Origin of the sequence: Streptomyces sp. GS7 (assembly GCF_009834125.1) — a bacterium.
Classification (GTDB): Bacteria; Actinomycetota; Actinomycetes; order Streptomycetales; family Streptomycetaceae; genus Streptomyces.
Genome location: NZ_CP047146.1, coordinates 2,641,495 through 2,657,638, shown reverse-complemented (window position 1 = coordinate 2,657,638; position 16,144 = coordinate 2,641,495). Strand labels below are relative to the sequence as shown.

Here is a 16,144-nt window from a genome sequence, read left to right as displayed (position 1 = left end):
TATGTGCGTCATGGCCCGACCCCGCAAGCCCCTGCTGAGCCGCGAGCGCATCGTCACCACCGCGCTGGCGCTGATCGACGCGGACGGGCTCGCGGCGCTCTCCACCCGGCGGCTGGCGGCGGAGCTGGGCGTGAGCGGGCCGTCGCTCTACAACCACTTCACGACCAAGGACGAGATCCTCGACGCGGTCGCGGACACGGTCATCGCCGAGGTCGACGTGTCGACGTTCGAGCGCGGCGGGGACTGGCGCGCCGGACTGCTCGACTGGGCCCGCTCCTACCGCGCGGCGCTCGCCGCCCATCCGCACATCGTGCCGTTCCTCGCCCAGGGCCCCGGCCGGCGCCCCGCCGGGCTGAAGATGGCCGACGCGGCGTTCGGCGGCATGGTGGGGGCGGGCTGGCCACCCGCACAGGCCACCCGGGTGTGCGCCATGGTCCGCTATTTCGTCGCGGGCTCCGCGCTGGGCTCGTTCGCCCGCGGCTTCGTCGACGACCCCGGCGCCTACGACCCCGACGCCTATCCGCACCTGGGTCAGGCACACCTCCTGGCGGAGCATCAACGCCGGGTCGACGAGGGCGCGTTCGAGGCGGGACTGCTCGCGCTGGTGGACGGCCTGACGCTGCACCACCCGGAGCTCGCCCCGCCCGGCGGCCCGCCCCGGCCATAGACCTGCCCCGCCGGCCGCGCGCCGCCCCGGACCGCGACCGGCTCCCCAGGGCGCCTCAGAAGACGACCAGCGCCCGGCCGCCCTTCCCCGCGAGCATCGCCTCGAAGGCGTCGGGGATGCCGTCCAGCCCGATCCGGTCGGTGACCAGGGCGGAGAGGTCGAGCGCGCCGGAGCGGACCTGTCCGGCGATGACGGGGAGATCGCGCGCCGGGTCGCTGTTGCCGTAGACGCAGCCGGAGAGCGTCCGGCCGAAGTAGAAGAGCTCCAGGGCGGAGAACGCCACCTGCTGCTCCTTGCCGCCGATGCCCACCACGGTCGTCCGGCCGCCCCGCCGGGTGGCGGACCAGGCGGTGCGGATCGCGTCGGCGCGGCCCACGCACTCCACCGCGACATCGGTGCCGAACCCGCCGGTCAGCGCGCGGATCCGCTGGGCGCACTCCTTTCCGGAAGACCCGTTCTCGCCCACGACCACGAAGTCGGTGGCCCCGGCCGCCCGCGCCAGCTCCTCCTTCTCCGGCGAGACGTCCACCGCCACGATCGTGCCCGCCCCCGCGATGCGCGCCGCCTGCACGGTGGCCAGCCCCACCCCGCCGACCCCGAACACCGCGACCGACTCCCCCGCCCGCACCCGGGCACTGTGGTGCACCGCGCCCCAGCCGGTGAGCACCGCGCAGCCGAGCAGCGCCGCGTCGGCCAGCGGCACCCCGTCGGGCAGCGGCAGCGCGGCCCGCTCGGGCACCACGGTCTCCTCGGCGAAGACGGCGGTGCCCAGCGCGGCGTAGAGCGGGCTGCCGTCGTCGGCGCGGGTGGCGTAGGGGGTTTCGCCGGCGCGCCCGGAGTGGGCGCACAGCCAGGGCTCGGCCAGCTCGCAGAACCGGCAGCTCCCGCAGGACGGGGCCCAGTTGAGGATGACGCGGTCGCCGGGGGCGACGCCGGTGACCTCCGGTCCGACCGCGGTGACGGTGCCCGCGCCCTCGTGCCCGAGCACGGCCGGAGCGGGCTGCCGCAGCGTTCCGTTGGACAGCGACAGGTCGGAGTGGCAGACACCGGCGGCGGCGAGCCGGATGCGGACCTGGCCCGGCCCCGGCTCCGGCAGCTCGATCTCGGTGATCTGGAGCGGGGCGTTGACGGCGGGCAGTACGGCGGCGCGGACCACGGGATCTCCTCGGGGCGGGCGGAGGACGGCGGGGTGACGGGGTGAGCGGGCGGGATGACGGGGCGGCGGGATGACGGGGCGGCGGGCGGCCGGGCCGGGCGGCGCCGGCGCTCCGCCAGGGGTCCGACCGGCTCAGAACTGGAGCGACTTCGTCTGCAGGTACTCGGCCAGGCCGTGCGGGCCCAGCTCGCGGCCCACCCCCGACTGCTTGTAACCGCCGAACGGGGCGAGGGGGTTGAAGCGCCCGCCGTTGATGTCGACCTGCCCGGTGTCGAGGCGGCGGGCGAAGGCGACCGCCTCGGCGTCGTCGCCGGCCCAGACCGCGCCGGCGAGCCCGTAGACGGTGCCGTTGGCGATCCGTACTGCGTCGTCCTCGTCCTCGTAGCGCAGGATCGACAGCACCGGGCCGAAGATCTCCTCCTGGGCGATGGCCATCTCGGGGGCGACGTCCGCGAAGACGGTCGGGGTGACGTAGTAGCCGACCTCGGCGGGTGCCTCCGGGCCGCCCGCGACGACCGTGGCGCCGTCGGCGATGCCCCGCTCGATGTAGCCGCGCACCCGGTCCCGCTGCCGGGCGCTGACCAGCGGGCCGACCCGCTCGCCGGGGACGTACTTGGCGACCGCGGCGGCGGCCAGCGCGACCGCCTCGTCGTAGCGGTCCGTGGGGACCAGCATCCGGGTCCACGCACTGCACGTCTGGCCGGAGTTGGCCATGACGTTGGCGACGCCGACGGCCACCGCCCTGCCGAGGTCGGCGCTGGGCAGGATGACGTTGGCGGACTTGCCGCCCAGCTCCAGCGCCACCCGCTTGACCGCGGCGCCCGCGATGGCGCCGATCTTCCTGCCGACGGCCGTCGAGCCGGTGAAGGAGACCAGATCGACGCCGTCGTGCTCGGCGAGCGCATGGCCGGCGACCGGGCCGAGGCCGGTGACGAGGTTGAAGACACCGGCCGGGAACCCGGCCGCGTCGACGCACTCGGCGAACAGCTGGGCCACCAGCGGGGTGTCCTCGGCCGGCTTGAGCACGACCGTGCAGCCCGCCGCCAGCGCCGGGGCGACCTTGGCGACGATCTGGTGCAGCGGATAGTTCCACGGCGTGATCGCGCCCACCACGCCGACCGGTTCGAGCAGCACGGTGGAGTTGCCGACGGTCTCCTCGAAGGCGCACGACCGGGCCAGCTCGGCGTACGAGCCGCAGACCGCGAGCGGCACCCCGGCGTGCACCGCGGTGCTGAAGGCGAGCGGCGAGCCCAGTTCGGCGGTGACGGTCGCGGCGATCTCCTCGGTGCGCGCGACGAGTTGGTCGTGCAGCGCGGCCAGCCGGTCGGCGCGCGCCGCGGGCGGAGTGGCGGCCCAGCCGGGCAGCGCGGCGCGGGCGGCCCGCACCGCGGCGTCCACGTCCTCCTCGGATCCGGCCGGGACGGTGCCGATCACCTGCTCGTCGGCCGGGTTGACGACCTCGATCCGGCCGCTGCCCTCGGCGGGCCGCCAGCCGCCGTCGATGTACATCGCGTCGTGCTGCTTCACGTCGTGGTCCTCCCGGGCCGCCTGGTCGTCCTCTTCCGCACCCTAGGGGGCGCCCCGGGCGCCTCCCAGGGGGACACCATCCAAACTAGCGCCGGTAGTTTCGTGGCCGCCAGCAGCTCTCGGCCACCCGTGTGCCCGGTACCCCCGCGCCACCTCCGCCCCACTGGCCTACGCGTCCAGATACCGCACCAGATAGGCCCGCAGCAGCTCCTTCGTCTCCGCGACGATCGCCGGATCGCCGCCGGGGTCCGTGCGGAAGGCGAGCTGGAGCAGCGCGTCGGCGGTCTCCACGCCGACGAGGAAGGCGGTGCGCAGCCGGTCGTCGGCGGCGTCCAGGCCGAGCCGTCCGGCGAGCAGGCCCAGCAGCCGGTCGGCGACCTCGTAGTTGGCCTGCCGCGTCTCGCGCGGGGCGGGGACGGTGAACTCGACCAGGGCGAAGCCCGGCACCGTGCGCTTCATGGCGAGGTACTCGTCGACCACCACGTCCATCGCGCCGCGCCAGCCCGGCGGCTGCCCGGGGGCGGTCAGCCGGGTGGTGATCCGGTCCGCGTACGCGTCGAGGTTCCGCTGGGCGAGCGCCTCCGCCATGGCGCGCTTGTTGGGGAAGAAGCGGTAGACGGAGCCGATCGGGACCCCGGCGCGGCCGGCGACGGCGCGGGTGCTGAGGTCCTCGTATCCGGTCTCGTCCAGCAGCTCGGCGCAGGCGTCGAGGATCCGGGCCAGGCGCTGGGCGCTGCGCCGCTGCACGGGCGCGCGGCGGAGCGGGGAGGGGGCGGCGGACGGTCCGGCGGCGGGGGCGGCGGACGGGGTGGTGGACGCGGTCGTGGGGGCGGACCGGGGGGCGGGTTGAGGCGTCGATGGCTGCACACGGTCATCTTGCCCGCCGTACGGAGCCGGGATGGCCGAGGGCGGGGATCCGGCCATCCCGGCCGGACTCCCCCAGGTTCTCGGCTTTGCTCGCGCAGGGAGGTCCCCCCCATCGTTGACGACCCACCGCCCGGAATCCTAAGGTCTTGCATAGGATTCCTTGAGTTCCGTGAACGGCGGGAGCGCGCGATGACTGGTACGGGCAACGAGCAGGCGAGGAAGACGGCCGAGGGGCTGGCCTACTCCTCCGGCTTCGGCAACGAGCACAGCTCGGAGGCCGTCCCCGGGGCACTGCCGGTGGGCCGCAACTCCCCGCAGCGGGCCCCCCTCGGCCTGTATGCCGAGCAGCTCAGCGGCTCGGCCTTCACCGAACCGCGCCGCCACAACCGGCGCTCCTGGCTCTACCGCATCCGCCCGTCGGCCGCGCACCCGCCGTTCCTCCGCGCCAACCGGGGCGAGATCCGCTCCGCGCCGTTCACCGAGTGCCTGCCCGACCCCAACCGGCTGCGCTGGAACCCGCTCCCCGAGCCCGCCGACCCGACGGACTTCGTGGACGGCCTGTGGACCCTGGGCGGCAACGGCGACGCCACCCAGCGCGCCGGTATGGCGGTGCACCTCTACCACGCCAACGCCTCCATGGACCGGCGGGTGTTCAGCGACGCGGACGGCGAGCTGCTCATCGTGCCGGAGCGCGGCGGGCTGCTGCTGCGCACCGAGTTCGGCCTGCTGCGGGCCGAACCGGGCCATGTGGCGCTGATCCCGCGCGGTGTGCGCTTCCGCGTCGAGCTGCTGGACGCGACCGCGCGCGGCTATGTCTGCGAGAACTACGGCCGCCCCTTCGAGCTGCCCGACCTCGGCCCGATCGGCGCCAACGGCCTCGCCAACGCCCGGGACTTCCTCGCCCCGACGGCCGCCTACGAGGACGTCGACGGCCCGGTCGAGGTCCTGAACAAGTTCGGCGGCAACCTCTGGACGGCCACCTACGACCACTCGCCCCTGGACGTCGTCGCCTGGCACGGCAACCACGTCCCGTACGTCTACGACCTGCGCCGCTTCAACGTCATCGGCTCGATCAGCTACGACCACCCGGACCCGTCGATCTTCACGGTGCTCACCTCCCCCTCGGACACCCCGGGCCTGGCGGGCGTCGACTTCGTGGTGTTCGCGCCGCGCTGGCTGGTCGGCGAGGACACCTTCCGGCCGCCGTACTTCCACCGCAACGTGATGACCGAGTACATGGGCCTGATCGAAGGCGCCTACGACGCCAAGGCGGAGGGTTTCGTTCCGGGCGGCGGCTCGCTGCACAACATGATGTCCGCGCACGGCCCCGACCGGGAGACCTTCGAGCGGGCCAGCGCCGCCGAACTCGCCCCGCAGAAGATCGACAACGGGCTGGCCTTCATGTTCGAGACCCGCTGGCCGCTGACGCTCACCGCGCAGGCCCGGGACGCCGGACACCTCCAGCGCGGCTACGACGACGTATGGCAGGGTCTTCAGCGCCACTTCCGCCCGTAGGATCCGGGGATCGCTCTGTGACCACCTTCGCTCCCGACTCGATCGCCCTGAACCGCAAACTGCCGCTGTGGTACCAGGTCTCGCAGTCCCTGCGCGCTTCCATACTGGGGCGCTCGCCCGAGGCGCCGCTCCGGCTCCCCACCGAGGACGCGCTCGCCGAGCACTACGGCGTCAGCGTGCTGACGATGCGCCAGGCCCTCAAGGAGCTGGAGTCGGAAGGGCTGATCAGCCGGCACCGGCGCCGCGGCACGTTCATCGAGCCGAGCGCGCAGCGCGGTGCGCCGGTCCGGCTGCTCGGGTCGGTGGACGCGATCGTGGCCCAGCAGTCCGGGATGCGGACCGCCCTGCTGGAGCACGGCCCGGTCTCCGTACCTCCCGAACTATCCGAATTCTTCCCGGACATGGACGAAGTGGCCGGTTTCCGGCGACTGCGCAGCGACGAGGCGTCGGGCGAACCCACCAACCACGCACGGAACTACGTCCGCCCCGACGTCGCCGCCCGGATCGACCTCGCGGACCTGGAGCGCTGGCCGATGACCAAGGTGCTGCGGGACGCGGTGGGCGTCCGCATCAGCCGGATCACCGACACCGTCGAGGCCCGGCTGGCCGACCCGGAGACCGCCCGGCTGCTCCAGGTGCCGCTGCTCAGCCCGATCCTGCACTACACCGGCATCACCTACGACGAGTCCGGGCGGGTGCTCGACGTCGCCCGGATCCACTACCGCGGCGACCGGTTCTCCTTCACCGTGACGCTGGAGGCGCACTGACCCCGCCGCGTGCGGCCACCGGGCTCCGGCCGCCCGGCTCTCAGATCCGCTCCAGGCTCCGCCCCGTGCTGCGTGGCCCCAGCAGCGCCACGTCCAGGCACAGCAGCACCATCAGCACCGCGGACCCGGCGAACACCGCGGCCGGTCCGAGGTCGGTCAGCACGGTCAGCGCGACGAACGGCAGCACGACCGAGGTGAGCCGGGACAGCGAGTAGGCGATGCCGATCGCGCTGCTGCGCAGGCCGGTCGGGAAGAGCTCGGTCTGGTAGACGTGGAAGGCGTTGGAGAAGACGTTGCTGCACACCGTCAGCAGGAAGCCGAAGGCGACGACGGCCCAGGGGGCGGCGGCGAAGCCGAAGGCCAGGCCGCAGGCCGCGATGCCGAGCGCGGAGGCGATGATCAGCGTGCGGCGCTCGATCCGGTCGATGAGCGGGATGGACAGCGCGGAGCCGATCGGATAGCCGCCGAAGCTCAGCGCGGCGTAGAGCAGCGAATCGGTGACCGTGTACCCCTTGGCCGTCAGCACCACCGGCGCCAGCGAGCCGAAGCCGTAGTAGCCGACCGTCTGCAGGACCTGGAAGACCCACCACATCAGCGTCCGCCGGCGGTGGTCGCCGCGGAACATCTCGCCGAGCGGCACCCGGCGCTCCGGCACCGTCTCCGCCTCCGGTACGGACGGCAGGCTCTGCCCGGTCTCCGCCGCCACCCGCTCCTCGATGCCGGCCACGATCCGCCGGGCCTCCGCGTCCCGCCCCTGGACCACCAGCCACCGCGGTGACTCCGGGAGCTGTCGGCGCATCAGCTGGAGGAAGCCGGCCCCCAGCGCACCCGCGATCAGCAGCCAGCGCCAGCCGTCGACGCCCAGCAGCTGGTGCCCGGCCACCAGCCGGGCGCCGAGCAGGGCCGCCACCGGGACCCCGACGAACCCGAAGGTGTACGCGTAGGCGAGGTAGCGACCGCGCACCGCCCGCGGGAGGAACTCCGCCAAATAGGTATCCACCAGGACGAGTTCGGCACCGAGCCCGAGACCGGCGAGAAAGCGCAGCGCGAGCAGCCAGGACAGGTTCGGCGCGACGGCGCAGGCGAGCGAGAACAGCGAGTAGCAGCCCAGGTTGACCAGGAGCATCCGGCGCCGGCCGAACCGGTCGGCCAGCACGGACAGGACGTTGGCGCCGGCGAACATGCCCAGGAACCCGGCGGCGATCACCCAGGACTTGGCCGTGTGGCCCAGGTTCCACTGCGCGGCGAGGACCGCCGCCAGCACGCCGCCGAGGAAGATCTCGTAGAGGTCGAAGAAGGCGCCGATACCGACGACGAGCGTGATCCGGCGGTGCCACCGGGACGGCGGCAGCCGGTCCAGTCGCGCCGCGGCCCTGGTCGCGACGGGGGTCCCCCCGCACCGTTCGGGCGCGGCGGAGGCGGTGTCCCTCATGGCGGTCCTCCCCTTGGCAGGCTGGTACGGCCAGGACGGTACTGCGCCAAGATCGGCAAGCGGAAGACCGCCTCTCCCCCGCCGCACCGCCGACGGGTGCCGCGAACGGCGCCCGCTCCCGTCGCTACCATGCCGGGGGTCAACCGTACGGTCCGGGAGGGGCTCCGCGTGACGGCGAAGCAGGGGGCGCCAGAGGTCGACGGTGCGCCGCGGCTGTCCGAGCTGATGCCGTGGTCCGTGCCGCCGCTGCGGCTCGGGCGCTCATGGGTGAGGGCGCCGGACGCGGCCACGCTGCGCGCCCGGTGGAAGGCGCTGGTGGACGCCGGGGACGGGGCGGCCCGCGCGCGGCTGTTTCGGCCGTCGCGGGCCCGGACGCCGGATTCCGCGGTCGGCCAGCTGCCGGGGCAGGCCACCCCCACCGGGCCGCTGTCCCGGGCGGGCGGGCCGTGCCCGGAACCGGTGCCGGTGCTGCACGGCCCCTTCGACCGGCAGTGGTTGCTGCCCGACCACCGGATGATCGACGCGGCCCGGCCGGAGTTGTGGCGGGTGGCCGACGAACGGCAGCTGTTCGCCGTGGAGTTGGGGCACGTACCGCAGTCGCCGGGGCCCGCCGTGGTCTGCTCCGACCTGCTGCCGGACGGGCACTCCCCGGCCGGCCGGCCCGGCCGGATCCGCCCCCTCTACCGACGCCCCGGCGGCACCGAGCCCAATCTCGCCCCCGGCCTGCCGGAGCTGCTGGCCCGCCGCCTGGACCGCCCCGTCGCACCGACCGACCTGCTCGCCTGGATCACCGCCACGGCCCGCCACTCCCCCGACGGCGCCGCGGTCGCGCTCACCGCCGACCCCGCCCTCTGGGACCGCGGTGTCGCGCTCGGCGAGCGCCTGCTGTGGCTGCACACCCGGGGCCGGTACGCGAGCCGCCACGCGCCCGGCCGCCCAGCCGGCGAGCGGCCCCGGATGCCGGGCGGCCGGCGGCCGTACGTACGGGCCGCGCTGCCCGCCCGCGGCCTGCCGGACACCGCGGCGTACGACGCCGAGGAGGAGGCGCTGCTGGTCGGCGGCGGCCGGATCGCGCCGGTGCCGCGCGGTGCCTGGGAGTTCTCCGCGGGGGGCGTCCGCGTGCTGGAGGCGTGGTTCGCCCAGCGGGGCGCCGCCGCACCGGACACCGAGGCCGCGGACGGCGGTGCGCTGGCGGCGCTGCGTCCCGCCGGCTGGCCGCAGGAGTGGACGTCGGAGCTGCTGGAGCTGCTCACCGTCCTGGCACTGGTGGCCGAACTCCGGCCGGATGTAGGAAGGTTGGCGCGGGAGGTGGCCGCAGGGCCGCAGATCGGCGGGGCGGAGCTGCGGGCGGCGGGGGTGCTGCCGGTGCCGGACGCCGCGCGCCGGCCGGCCTCCGTGCTCGACCATCACGAGGAGGGGCCGAACGGCCAGTTCGCGCTCTTGTGACGCGCGGGGCGGGGTGCCGGGGGGAGCGCCGGCGGGAGCGGACCGCATCCGGGCGCGCGGGGCCGGGCACACGCCGGGCACACAAAGGGCCACCCGTCACGGCGTGACGGGTGGCGAGAAGGGGACACCGGGCGGCAGCGCTGCGCCGGGAAGGGACGATGAGTCGCCTGTGCCCGTGGTGCCGCTTCAGGGACGGCTCAGCCGTGGCCTCCGAAGAGCGAGCGGCGCAGCCTGCGCAGCGGCGCGAACAGCGACACCCGGGCGCCGCGGCTCCTCCTCGTGCGCGAGTGATCACGCGCGGTGAGCTCCTGCATCAGCGACGTCGCGCCCTCTGCCTCACGCTGCGGGATGGCGGGTCCGCCGAGCACCGCGAGATGCCGGTCGAGACGCGCGCTGGACGCGCTGCTTCCGCATGTGATGGCAGGGACTCGCGCCCTGCTGCGCACTGTTATCTGTTCCATGAATCTCCCCACCCGTACGAGGGCACCCGGCCAACGGGCAGAGTAACCCTATCTCTCTTGGAGGACACGCGTGCAGACCGGTCAACGGATTCACCTGCCTTGCTGTGACGTTGACGAACACCATACGGAATGTCACGTACAGCGCGTGTACCAGGGCGAGTTGAGCGACCGTCGGGACGGCCTGACGGCCCGTGGGGCATTGGAGCGCGGAGGAGGCGCCGACCCTCCTCCGCGCCCCGTGTGCGCGGGATTACGCAGCGGAGCCGAGCACCGGGAGATAGCCGCGGGACTGACCGGCCGCCGTGGGGTGGTAGGACTCGTCGACGGGGAAGGTCACGCTGTGCAACCACGGACTGCCCGAGCACAGCTCATGGCCGGCGAAGGCCCTGTTGACATCGGCGAATGTGAAGTGATGGTCGGCGGCGCGCTTGGCGAGGACGCCGTTGATGTCGTCGGCGGCGGCGTCGATGGCGGCGCGGGACTTCTCCGTCAGCCCGGCGGCGCAGTCGCCGTTGAGTTTGTAGAAGCGCGGATAGCCCAGCACGACGACCCGGGCCGACGGTGCCTTGTGGGCGATGGCGGCGTAGACGGTGTCGAGCTTGCCGGGGAGCGTGTTCTCGATGTAGGTGCGCGCCTGGCCGACCCGGGCCAGGCAGGCGCTCTCGCCCTGGAGCGTACAGGTCTCCATGGTGTCGGCGAATCCGGCGTCGTTGCCGCCGACGGTGATGCTCACCAGGCCCGTGCCGGAGTTGAGCCCGCCGAGCTGACCGCTGACGACATCACCCGTTCGGGCCCCTGAACAGGCGTCGAACGAGAAGGACGCGGGCCGGTGCGCGGCGGCCCAGAGGGCGGGGTACGCCTTGGTGCTGCGCTTGCACGAGCCGCTGCTGCCGTCGTAGCTGCCGGCTCCGACGCCGGAGGAGTAGGAGTCGCCGAGGGCCACATAGCCGGCGGCGTGCGGGAGTTGGGCGGATACCGCGGCGCTCGCGCCGGTGAGCGCGAGCGCCGGGGTGACGAAGAGGACGGATGTCAATGCCGCATATCGGGACAGTCTCATGGAACCTCCCATAGCAGGATCTCTGCCTGATCCGTCGTACCAAGACTCGCGAGTAGCCGGAAGTGTCCATGCCAAAAGTCGTACAGAGTTCATGACAAATCCGTCGTTCCGTCAGGATCTCCCACGCGGCGGCATTGCCGTGCCATGACGCGCATATGACACCCCGTTGGGACTCCGGACAGCCGAGTGCGGCTCATCGCGTCCTTCGACGGTCGATCACGGACTTTCCGAAACGGCCGATTACGTACATGCCACGGGCGGGTGTCACCCGGGCGTCGACGGCGCCGGCGTCCGCATCTCCCCCGGGACTTCGGCGGCCGGCCGGCGACCCGTCAGCCTTCGGCGCTCCGGCCGTGCGCGAGACCGGGCACCAGCAGTGCCGTGGCCGCGACGGTGAACGCCACCAGCAGCACCACCAGCGGCGGACGGGTGCCCAGGCCGAGCAGCCAGGCCCCCAGCAGGCCGCCCGCGAGCATCGCGCCCACCGAACTCAACCGCCGGGGCCCCGCACCGCTGCCGTAGCCCAGCCGCCGGTCGCGGCCCAGCGGGGAGCCGCTCACCAGGGCCGTCATCACCCGGGTCTCCACCGTGGTGGTGAAGTCGGGGGCGGCCACCCGCATCGCGGTGACGTTGCGCACCCCCATCGCCGCCGCCATCAGGCCGATCACGGCGTAGCGCTGACCGGTCGCCAGGTCACCGCCCGGCCCGGACTCCCAGCCCGTGGCCGCCGCCGCGACCAGCAGCGCCGCCTCGACCAGCAGGGCCACCGGGAACCACGGCCGCCGCCGGGCCGCCAGCCCCGACTCCACCCGGGCCCCGAGGGCCGCGCCCACCAGGAACGCGCCGAGCGAGACCACCGTGGCCGCCACCGGCAGCCCGCCCTGTCCGGCGATACCGAAGCCGAGGAAGAGCAGATTGCCGGTCTGGGTGGCGATGAAGACATGGCCGAGCGCCAGGAAGCTGACGGCGTCGAGTACACCGGTGACCAAGGTCAGGCAGACCAGGACCACGGTCAGGGCAACTCCGCTCGGCGGCTCCACGGCCACGGCTCCTTCCACCGGGTCACGGCGCCGCCAGCCGGGCAGCCGCGTGCCGACAGTCTCCGGAGCCGCCCGGCCGCCACCGGGCCATTGCGCCGTCTGTGGGCGCCCCGCGCGTCTTGACGGCCCTTCGAGCGCTGCGTCACATTGAGGCCCGGCATCCGGCGCTTATGGGGGGTAAAGCTGCCAATGCACACCCACACCATGCACCACACCTGCCCCGGCGAGGGCCCCACCGAGCGATCCGCCCAACAGCCCGCCGACCGGCGGTCCGACGGCCCGTACGGCGGCCCGCCCAGCAGCCCGCCGCCCGACGACCGACCGCGCAGCCCTGCCGCGTCGCTCGTCGCGGGGGCCGCCTTCGGAACCGCCGCGACGGGCGCCGTCCTGTCGATCGGCGACATCGGCTCACCGCTGCGCGCACCGTTCACGCTCTTCTTCCTGCTGATGGCGCCGGCCGCCGCGATCGCCGCGGCGCTCGGCCGGATGGATCCGCTCGGCCGCGCGGTGGTCGCCGGGGCCGGGGCGCTCGCGGTCGATCTGCTGGTGGCCCAGACGATGCTGGCGCTGCACGTCTGGTCGGTACGCGGCGGGGTGCTCGCGGTGGCGGCGCTGAGCGGCGCCGGGCTGCTGCTGAGCGCGATACGGCGGCGGGCCCGGCGCGGCCGCCGGGACCGGGTGGAGTGACGTGGACCTTGCCGTACTGCGTCCCGGCGAGCTGACCGGGGCCGACCGGGAGGTCTGGCGGGCCCTGCAGTCCGAGGCCCGCGCGCTGGGCGCACCGCAGCTGGCGAACCCCTTCCTGGCACCGGAGTTCACCCTCGCCGTGGGCCGCTGCCGGCCCGGGGTGCGGATCGCGGTGGTCCACGAAGGCGCCGGGCCGGTGGCCTACCTGCCGTTCGAGCGGACGGCGCTGGGCGTGGGGCGGGCGATCGGCCTGGGGCTCTCCGACGCGCAGGGGGTGGTCCACCGTCCCGGATTCCACTGGGACGCCCAGGAGTTGATCCGGGCATGCGGACTGTCGGTACTGGAGTTCGATCATCTGGTGGAGGGTCAGGAGCCTTTCGGCAGCCGGAAGTTCCCCGTATTCGGGTCTCCGGTCGTCGACGTGGACCGGGGGTTCGACGCGTATCTGCGGCAACTGCGTGCCCGGTCGTCGAAGTTCGTCCGCACCACCTTCGCCAAGGAGCGCAAGCTCGGCCGGGACGTCGCACCGGTCCGGTTCGTCCACGACGAGCGCGACCCCGCGGTGCTGCGCACGCTGATGCGCTGGAAGTCGGCGCAGTACCGCAGGACCGGGCGCAGCGACCGGTTCGCGCACCCGTGGATCGTGCGGCTCATGGAGCAGCTGTTCCACACCCGTACGGAGTCGTTCACCGGTCTGCTGTCGGTGCTGTACGCCGGGGACCGGCCGGTGGCCGCGCACTTCGGGCTGCGGTCGCCGTCGGTGCTCGCCTGCTGGTTCCCGGCCTACGACCCGCGGTTCGCGAGGTTCTCGCCCGGGTTGGTGCTGCATCTGCGGATGGCGGAGGCGGCGGCCGCGGACGCGCTGGCGTATCTGGACCTGGGGCGCGGCGCGAAGGACTACAAGAACTCCCTGAAGACACGTGAACTAACGGTCCACGAAGGGATGGTGATGAGGCGTCATCCTGTTGCGCTGGGTCACGTGGCCCGGCGCGCGCCGGTGCGCGCGCTGCGGCACGCCGTACTGGCCAGGCCGGAGCTGTCCGGGCCCGCGGACCGCCTGCTCAAGAGGGTGGGGCGGCTCCGCACGGGGCGGTGAGGGGCGGTCGCGGCGGCGGAGGGAGCGCGGCCGGGCGCCGGCGCACTCCAGTCCGTCCCGGCCAATGGCGCGAAAGGGGACTTGCCATAGGAGGTATTGCTTTAAAGTCCCGTTCGTCAATATCGTCGCACATCCACCCGCATCGGATGATCACGGCACGGCTTCCCCTGGGGAGGGCGCCGGCCACGCGGTGAGCCGTCCGGCGCGGGGCGCGGTGGGGGGGTCCCATGCGCCCGGTCCTCGCAGGCTGTCCGCTGCCTGCCGGGGGCCGGAACACGACCGCGCGGCCGAGTGCGCGCATGCCAACTCACCTTGTTCGCACGGCAGTCGATCGCCGCCTGCACCGCCTGCCGCACCGAACGGGGTGGGCACCCCCCTTTCGCCCCGGACCGCAAGCCGGACCGCCCGGAGACGGGCGGTCCACCGAAAGCTCCACCGGACGTCTCACCGGACGAGAGGGAAACCGCCCATGAGCTCCTTCCTTCGCCCTGCCGACGCGGACGAACCGTCGCCGCTGACCGTGGTGCCCGACCGCTCCGCCTACCGTCCCGTCTCCTGCCACCTCGCCATCACGCCGCCGGTGAGCGTCGTCATCCCGGCGATGAACGAGGCGGCGAACCTTCCGTACGTCTTCCGGACCCTGCCGGACTGGATCCACGAAGTGGTCCTGGTCGACGGGAACTCCACCGACGACACCGTCCGGGTCGCCCGCGAGCTGTGGCCCGGCGTCACCGTCGTCACCCAGCGCGGCAGGGGCAAGGGGGACGCCCTGATCAGCGGCTTCGCGGCGTGCACCGGCGAGATCATCGTGATGGTCGACGCGGACGGGTCGGCCGACGGCCGGGAGATCGTCAGCTATGTCTCGGCGCTGGTCTCCGGGGCCGACTTCGCCAAGGGGTCGCGCTTCGCCAACGGGGGCGGCACGGACGACATGACGCCGGTGCGCCGGCTGGGCAACCGGGTGCTGACCGCCCTCGTCAACCTCAAGTTCGGCGCCCGCTACACCGACCTGTGCTACGGCTACAACGCCTTCTGGCGGCACTGCCTGGACCGGATAGCCCTGGACTGCGCCGGGTTCGAGGTCGAGACGCTGATGAACATCCGGGTGGTCAAGGCGGGTCTGCGGGTCCAGGAGATCCCCAGCCACGAGTACATCCGCATCCACGGCGCCAGCAATCTGCGGGCGGTACGCGACGGGCTGCGGGTGCTGCGGGTGATCCTGCGCGAGCGGGGCGCCAGGCGGAAGCCGGCCGCCCGGCCCGCGCTGATCGCCGGGGACGTGCGGTGACGGGGCCCGGGGGCTCGGGCCCGAGAGTGTCGGTCGTGATCTGCGCGCACACCCAGGAGCGGTGGGCGGACGTGCTGGCGGCGGTGGCGTCGGTGCGGGACCAGTCGTATCCCGCGGCCGAGGTGCTGGTGGTCGTCGACCACCACGACGCGCTGCTGGCGCGGCTGCGGGAGCACTTCGGCGGCGCGGGCGACCGGCCCGCGCCCCCGACTCCCCCGCGGATCATGGCCAATTCGGGGCCCCGCGGGCTCTCCGCGGGGCGCAACACCGGTATCGCCGCGGCCACCGGCGACGTCGTCGCGTTCCTGGACGACGACGCGGTGGCCGAGCGGGACTGGCTGCGGCACCTCGCGGCGGCGTACGCGGACCCGGCGGTGCAGGCGGTCGGCGGGCGCACCGAACCGGTGTGGGCGTCGGGACGCCGGCCCCGGTGGTTCCCCGCCGAGTTCGACTGGGTGGTGGGGTGCACCTACCGCGGACTGCCGCCGGGGAAGGTGCGGGTGCGCAACGTGCTCGGCGGCAACGCGTCGTTCCGCACCCGGGTGTTCGACCTGGTCGGCGGGTTCACCACCGGCATCGGCCGGGACGCCGGGCGGCGTCCGCTGGGCGGCGAGGAGACCGAGCTGTGCATCCGGATCACCCAGGCGCTGCCGGACGCGGTGCTGCTGATCGACGACCGGGCGGTCATCCACCACCGGGTGCCCGCCGTACGGGAGCGCTTCGGCTACTTCCGCGGCCGGGCCTACGCGGAGGGGCTGTCCAAGGCACTGGTGGCGCGGAGCGTCGGCGCGCGGGACGGGCTGGCGGCGGAGCGCCGCCACACGGCCCGGGTGCTGCCCGCGGGGGTGCTGCGCGGTCTGGGGGACGCCCTGCTGGGACGGCCCGGCGGGCTCGTCCGGGCCGGTGCGATCGTTGCGGGGGCGACGGCCGCGGCGGGCGGCTACGCGGTGGGCAGGCTGCGGTACCGGTCAACGGTGGTCCCCCGTACGGGAGTCGGGGGACCGCCGACCGCTCCGACCGCTCCGTCCTCCCCGAACACACCGGCGCACGGGGAGGCCGCGGCATGATTCCCCCCGGTGCGGAGACCGTTCCCCAAGCTCTCGAATCTGCTCGAACAGGGGAGGCCCCAATCACCGGA

15 protein-coding genes are annotated in these 16,144 nt (G+C 73.9%); 8 read left to right on the top strand and 7 right to left on the bottom strand.

Going from position 1 to position 16,144, the window contains the following annotated elements:
- Nucleotides 1-10 precede the first annotated feature (10 nt).
- Nucleotides 11-667 (top strand): TetR/AcrR family transcriptional regulator, encoded by a 657-nt coding sequence (locus GR130_RS11440; RefSeq protein ID WP_159504623.1) that lies wholly within the window; start codon nucleotides 11-13, stop codon nucleotides 665-667.
- A gap of 55 nt (nucleotides 668-722) precedes the next feature.
- Here GR130_RS11440 and GR130_RS11435 read toward each other — a convergent pair whose 3' ends face one another.
- The 3 genes from GR130_RS11435 to GR130_RS11425 all read right to left on the bottom strand — a co-directional run bounded on the left by GR130_RS11435 (nucleotide 723) and on the right by GR130_RS11425 (nucleotide 4,097).
- Complete coding sequence (locus tag GR130_RS11435; RefSeq protein WP_159504622.1) at nucleotides 723-1,823, bottom strand: Zn-dependent alcohol dehydrogenase; 1,101 nt, start codon at nucleotides 1,821-1,823, stop codon at nucleotides 723-725.
- Between the two features lie 132 nt (nucleotides 1,824-1,955).
- Nucleotides 1,956-3,350, bottom strand: a complete 1,395-nt coding sequence (locus GR130_RS11430) for an aldehyde dehydrogenase family protein (RefSeq protein ID WP_159504621.1) — start codon at nucleotides 3,348-3,350, stop codon at nucleotides 1,956-1,958.
- A gap of 168 nt (nucleotides 3,351-3,518) precedes the next feature.
- The gene (locus GR130_RS11425; RefSeq protein ID WP_236573953.1) at nucleotides 3,519-4,097 is read right to left on the bottom strand and encodes a TetR/AcrR family transcriptional regulator; all 579 of its coding nucleotides are present in this window, start codon (nucleotides 4,095-4,097) and stop codon (nucleotides 3,519-3,521) included.
- Between the two features lie 309 nt (nucleotides 4,098-4,406).
- On the opposite strand from GR130_RS11425, the gene hmgA reads away from it, so the two are divergent.
- Nucleotides 4,407-5,732 (top strand): homogentisate 1,2-dioxygenase, encoded by a 1,326-nt coding sequence (hmgA, locus tag GR130_RS11420; RefSeq protein ID WP_159504619.1) that lies wholly within the window; start codon nucleotides 4,407-4,409, stop codon nucleotides 5,730-5,732.
- 17 nt (nucleotides 5,733-5,749) lie between these two features.
- A complete protein-coding gene (locus tag GR130_RS11415; RefSeq protein WP_159504618.1) occupies nucleotides 5,750-6,499 on the top strand; it encodes a GntR family transcriptional regulator in 750 nt (249 codons plus the stop codon).
- A gap of 40 nt (nucleotides 6,500-6,539) precedes the next feature.
- Here GR130_RS11415 and GR130_RS11410 read toward each other — a convergent pair whose 3' ends face one another.
- A complete protein-coding gene (locus tag GR130_RS11410) occupies nucleotides 6,540-7,931 on the bottom strand; it encodes an MFS transporter (protein ID WP_159504617.1) in 1,392 nt (463 codons plus the stop codon).
- Nucleotides 7,932-8,099: 168 nt separating this feature from the next.
- On the opposite strand from GR130_RS11410, the gene GR130_RS11405 reads away from it, so the two are divergent.
- Nucleotides 8,100-9,377: a type ISP restriction/modification enzyme gene (locus tag GR130_RS11405; RefSeq protein ID WP_443043592.1), complete on the top strand. Its 1,278-nt coding sequence runs from the start codon at nucleotides 8,100-8,102 to the stop codon at nucleotides 9,375-9,377.
- 197 nt (nucleotides 9,378-9,574) lie between these two features.
- On the opposite strand, the gene GR130_RS11400 is transcribed toward GR130_RS11405, so the two are convergent.
- From GR130_RS11400 to GR130_RS11390, 3 genes are all read right to left on the bottom strand, one after another.
- Nucleotides 9,575-9,838 (bottom strand): hypothetical protein, encoded by a 264-nt coding sequence (locus GR130_RS11400; RefSeq protein ID WP_159504615.1) that lies wholly within the window; start codon nucleotides 9,836-9,838, stop codon nucleotides 9,575-9,577.
- 250 nt (nucleotides 9,839-10,088) lie between these two features.
- Nucleotides 10,089-10,895, bottom strand: coding sequence for an SGNH/GDSL hydrolase family protein (locus GR130_RS11395; protein ID WP_159504614.1), 807 nt, complete (start codon nucleotides 10,893-10,895; stop codon nucleotides 10,089-10,091).
- 332 nt (nucleotides 10,896-11,227) lie between these two features.
- On the bottom strand, nucleotides 11,228-11,935 hold the full coding sequence (locus GR130_RS11390) for a YoaK family protein (protein ID WP_159504613.1): 708 nt from the start codon (nucleotides 11,933-11,935) through the stop codon (nucleotides 11,228-11,230).
- A gap of 204 nt (nucleotides 11,936-12,139) precedes the next feature.
- Here GR130_RS11390 and GR130_RS11385 point away from each other — a divergent pair, with 204 nt between their 5' ends.
- From GR130_RS11385 to GR130_RS11370, 4 genes are all read left to right on the top strand, one after another.
- Nucleotides 12,140-12,622, top strand: coding sequence for a hypothetical protein (locus tag GR130_RS11385; protein WP_201304860.1), 483 nt, complete (start codon nucleotides 12,140-12,142; stop codon nucleotides 12,620-12,622).
- A 1-nt stretch (nucleotide 12,623) separates the two neighbouring features.
- Nucleotides 12,624-13,718 (top strand): GNAT family N-acetyltransferase, encoded by a 1,095-nt coding sequence (locus tag GR130_RS11380; RefSeq protein WP_159504612.1) that lies wholly within the window; start codon nucleotides 12,624-12,626, stop codon nucleotides 13,716-13,718.
- 469 nt (nucleotides 13,719-14,187) lie between these two features.
- Nucleotides 14,188-15,006 (top strand): glycosyltransferase family 2 protein, encoded by an 819-nt coding sequence (locus GR130_RS11375; protein ID WP_159504611.1) that lies wholly within the window; start codon nucleotides 14,188-14,190, stop codon nucleotides 15,004-15,006.
- A 35-nt stretch (nucleotides 15,007-15,041) separates the two neighbouring features.
- The gene (locus GR130_RS11370) at nucleotides 15,042-16,073 is read left to right on the top strand and encodes a glycosyltransferase family 2 protein (protein ID WP_236572976.1); all 1,032 of its coding nucleotides are present in this window, start codon (nucleotides 15,042-15,044) and stop codon (nucleotides 16,071-16,073) included.
- The last annotated feature ends 71 nt before the right edge of the window (nucleotides 16,074-16,144 follow it).

Bases quoted from the DNA above. Each gene is read 5' to 3' on its own strand.
- hmgA (WP_159504619.1), top strand. From the start codon at position 4,407: ATGACTGGTACGGGCAACGAGCAGGCGAGGAAGACGGCCGAGGGGCTG.
- GR130_RS11385 (WP_201304860.1), top strand. From the start codon at position 12,140: ATGCACCACACCTGCCCCGGCGAGGGCCCCACCGAGCGATCCGCCCAA.
- GR130_RS11410 (WP_159504617.1), bottom strand. From the start codon at position 7,931: ATGAGGGACACCGCCTCCGCCGCGCCCGAACGGTGCGGGGGGACCCCC.
- GR130_RS11400 (WP_159504615.1), bottom strand. From the start codon at position 9,838: ATGGAACAGATAACAGTGCGCAGCAGGGCGCGAGTCCCTGCCATCACA.
- GR130_RS11395 (WP_159504614.1), bottom strand. From the start codon at position 10,895: ATGAGACTGTCCCGATATGCGGCATTGACATCCGTCCTCTTCGTCACC.
- GR130_RS11375 (WP_159504611.1), top strand. From the start codon at position 14,188: ATGAGCTCCTTCCTTCGCCCTGCCGACGCGGACGAACCGTCGCCGCTG.
- GR130_RS11440 (WP_159504623.1), top strand. From the start codon at position 11: ATGGCCCGACCCCGCAAGCCCCTGCTGAGCCGCGAGCGCATCGTCACC.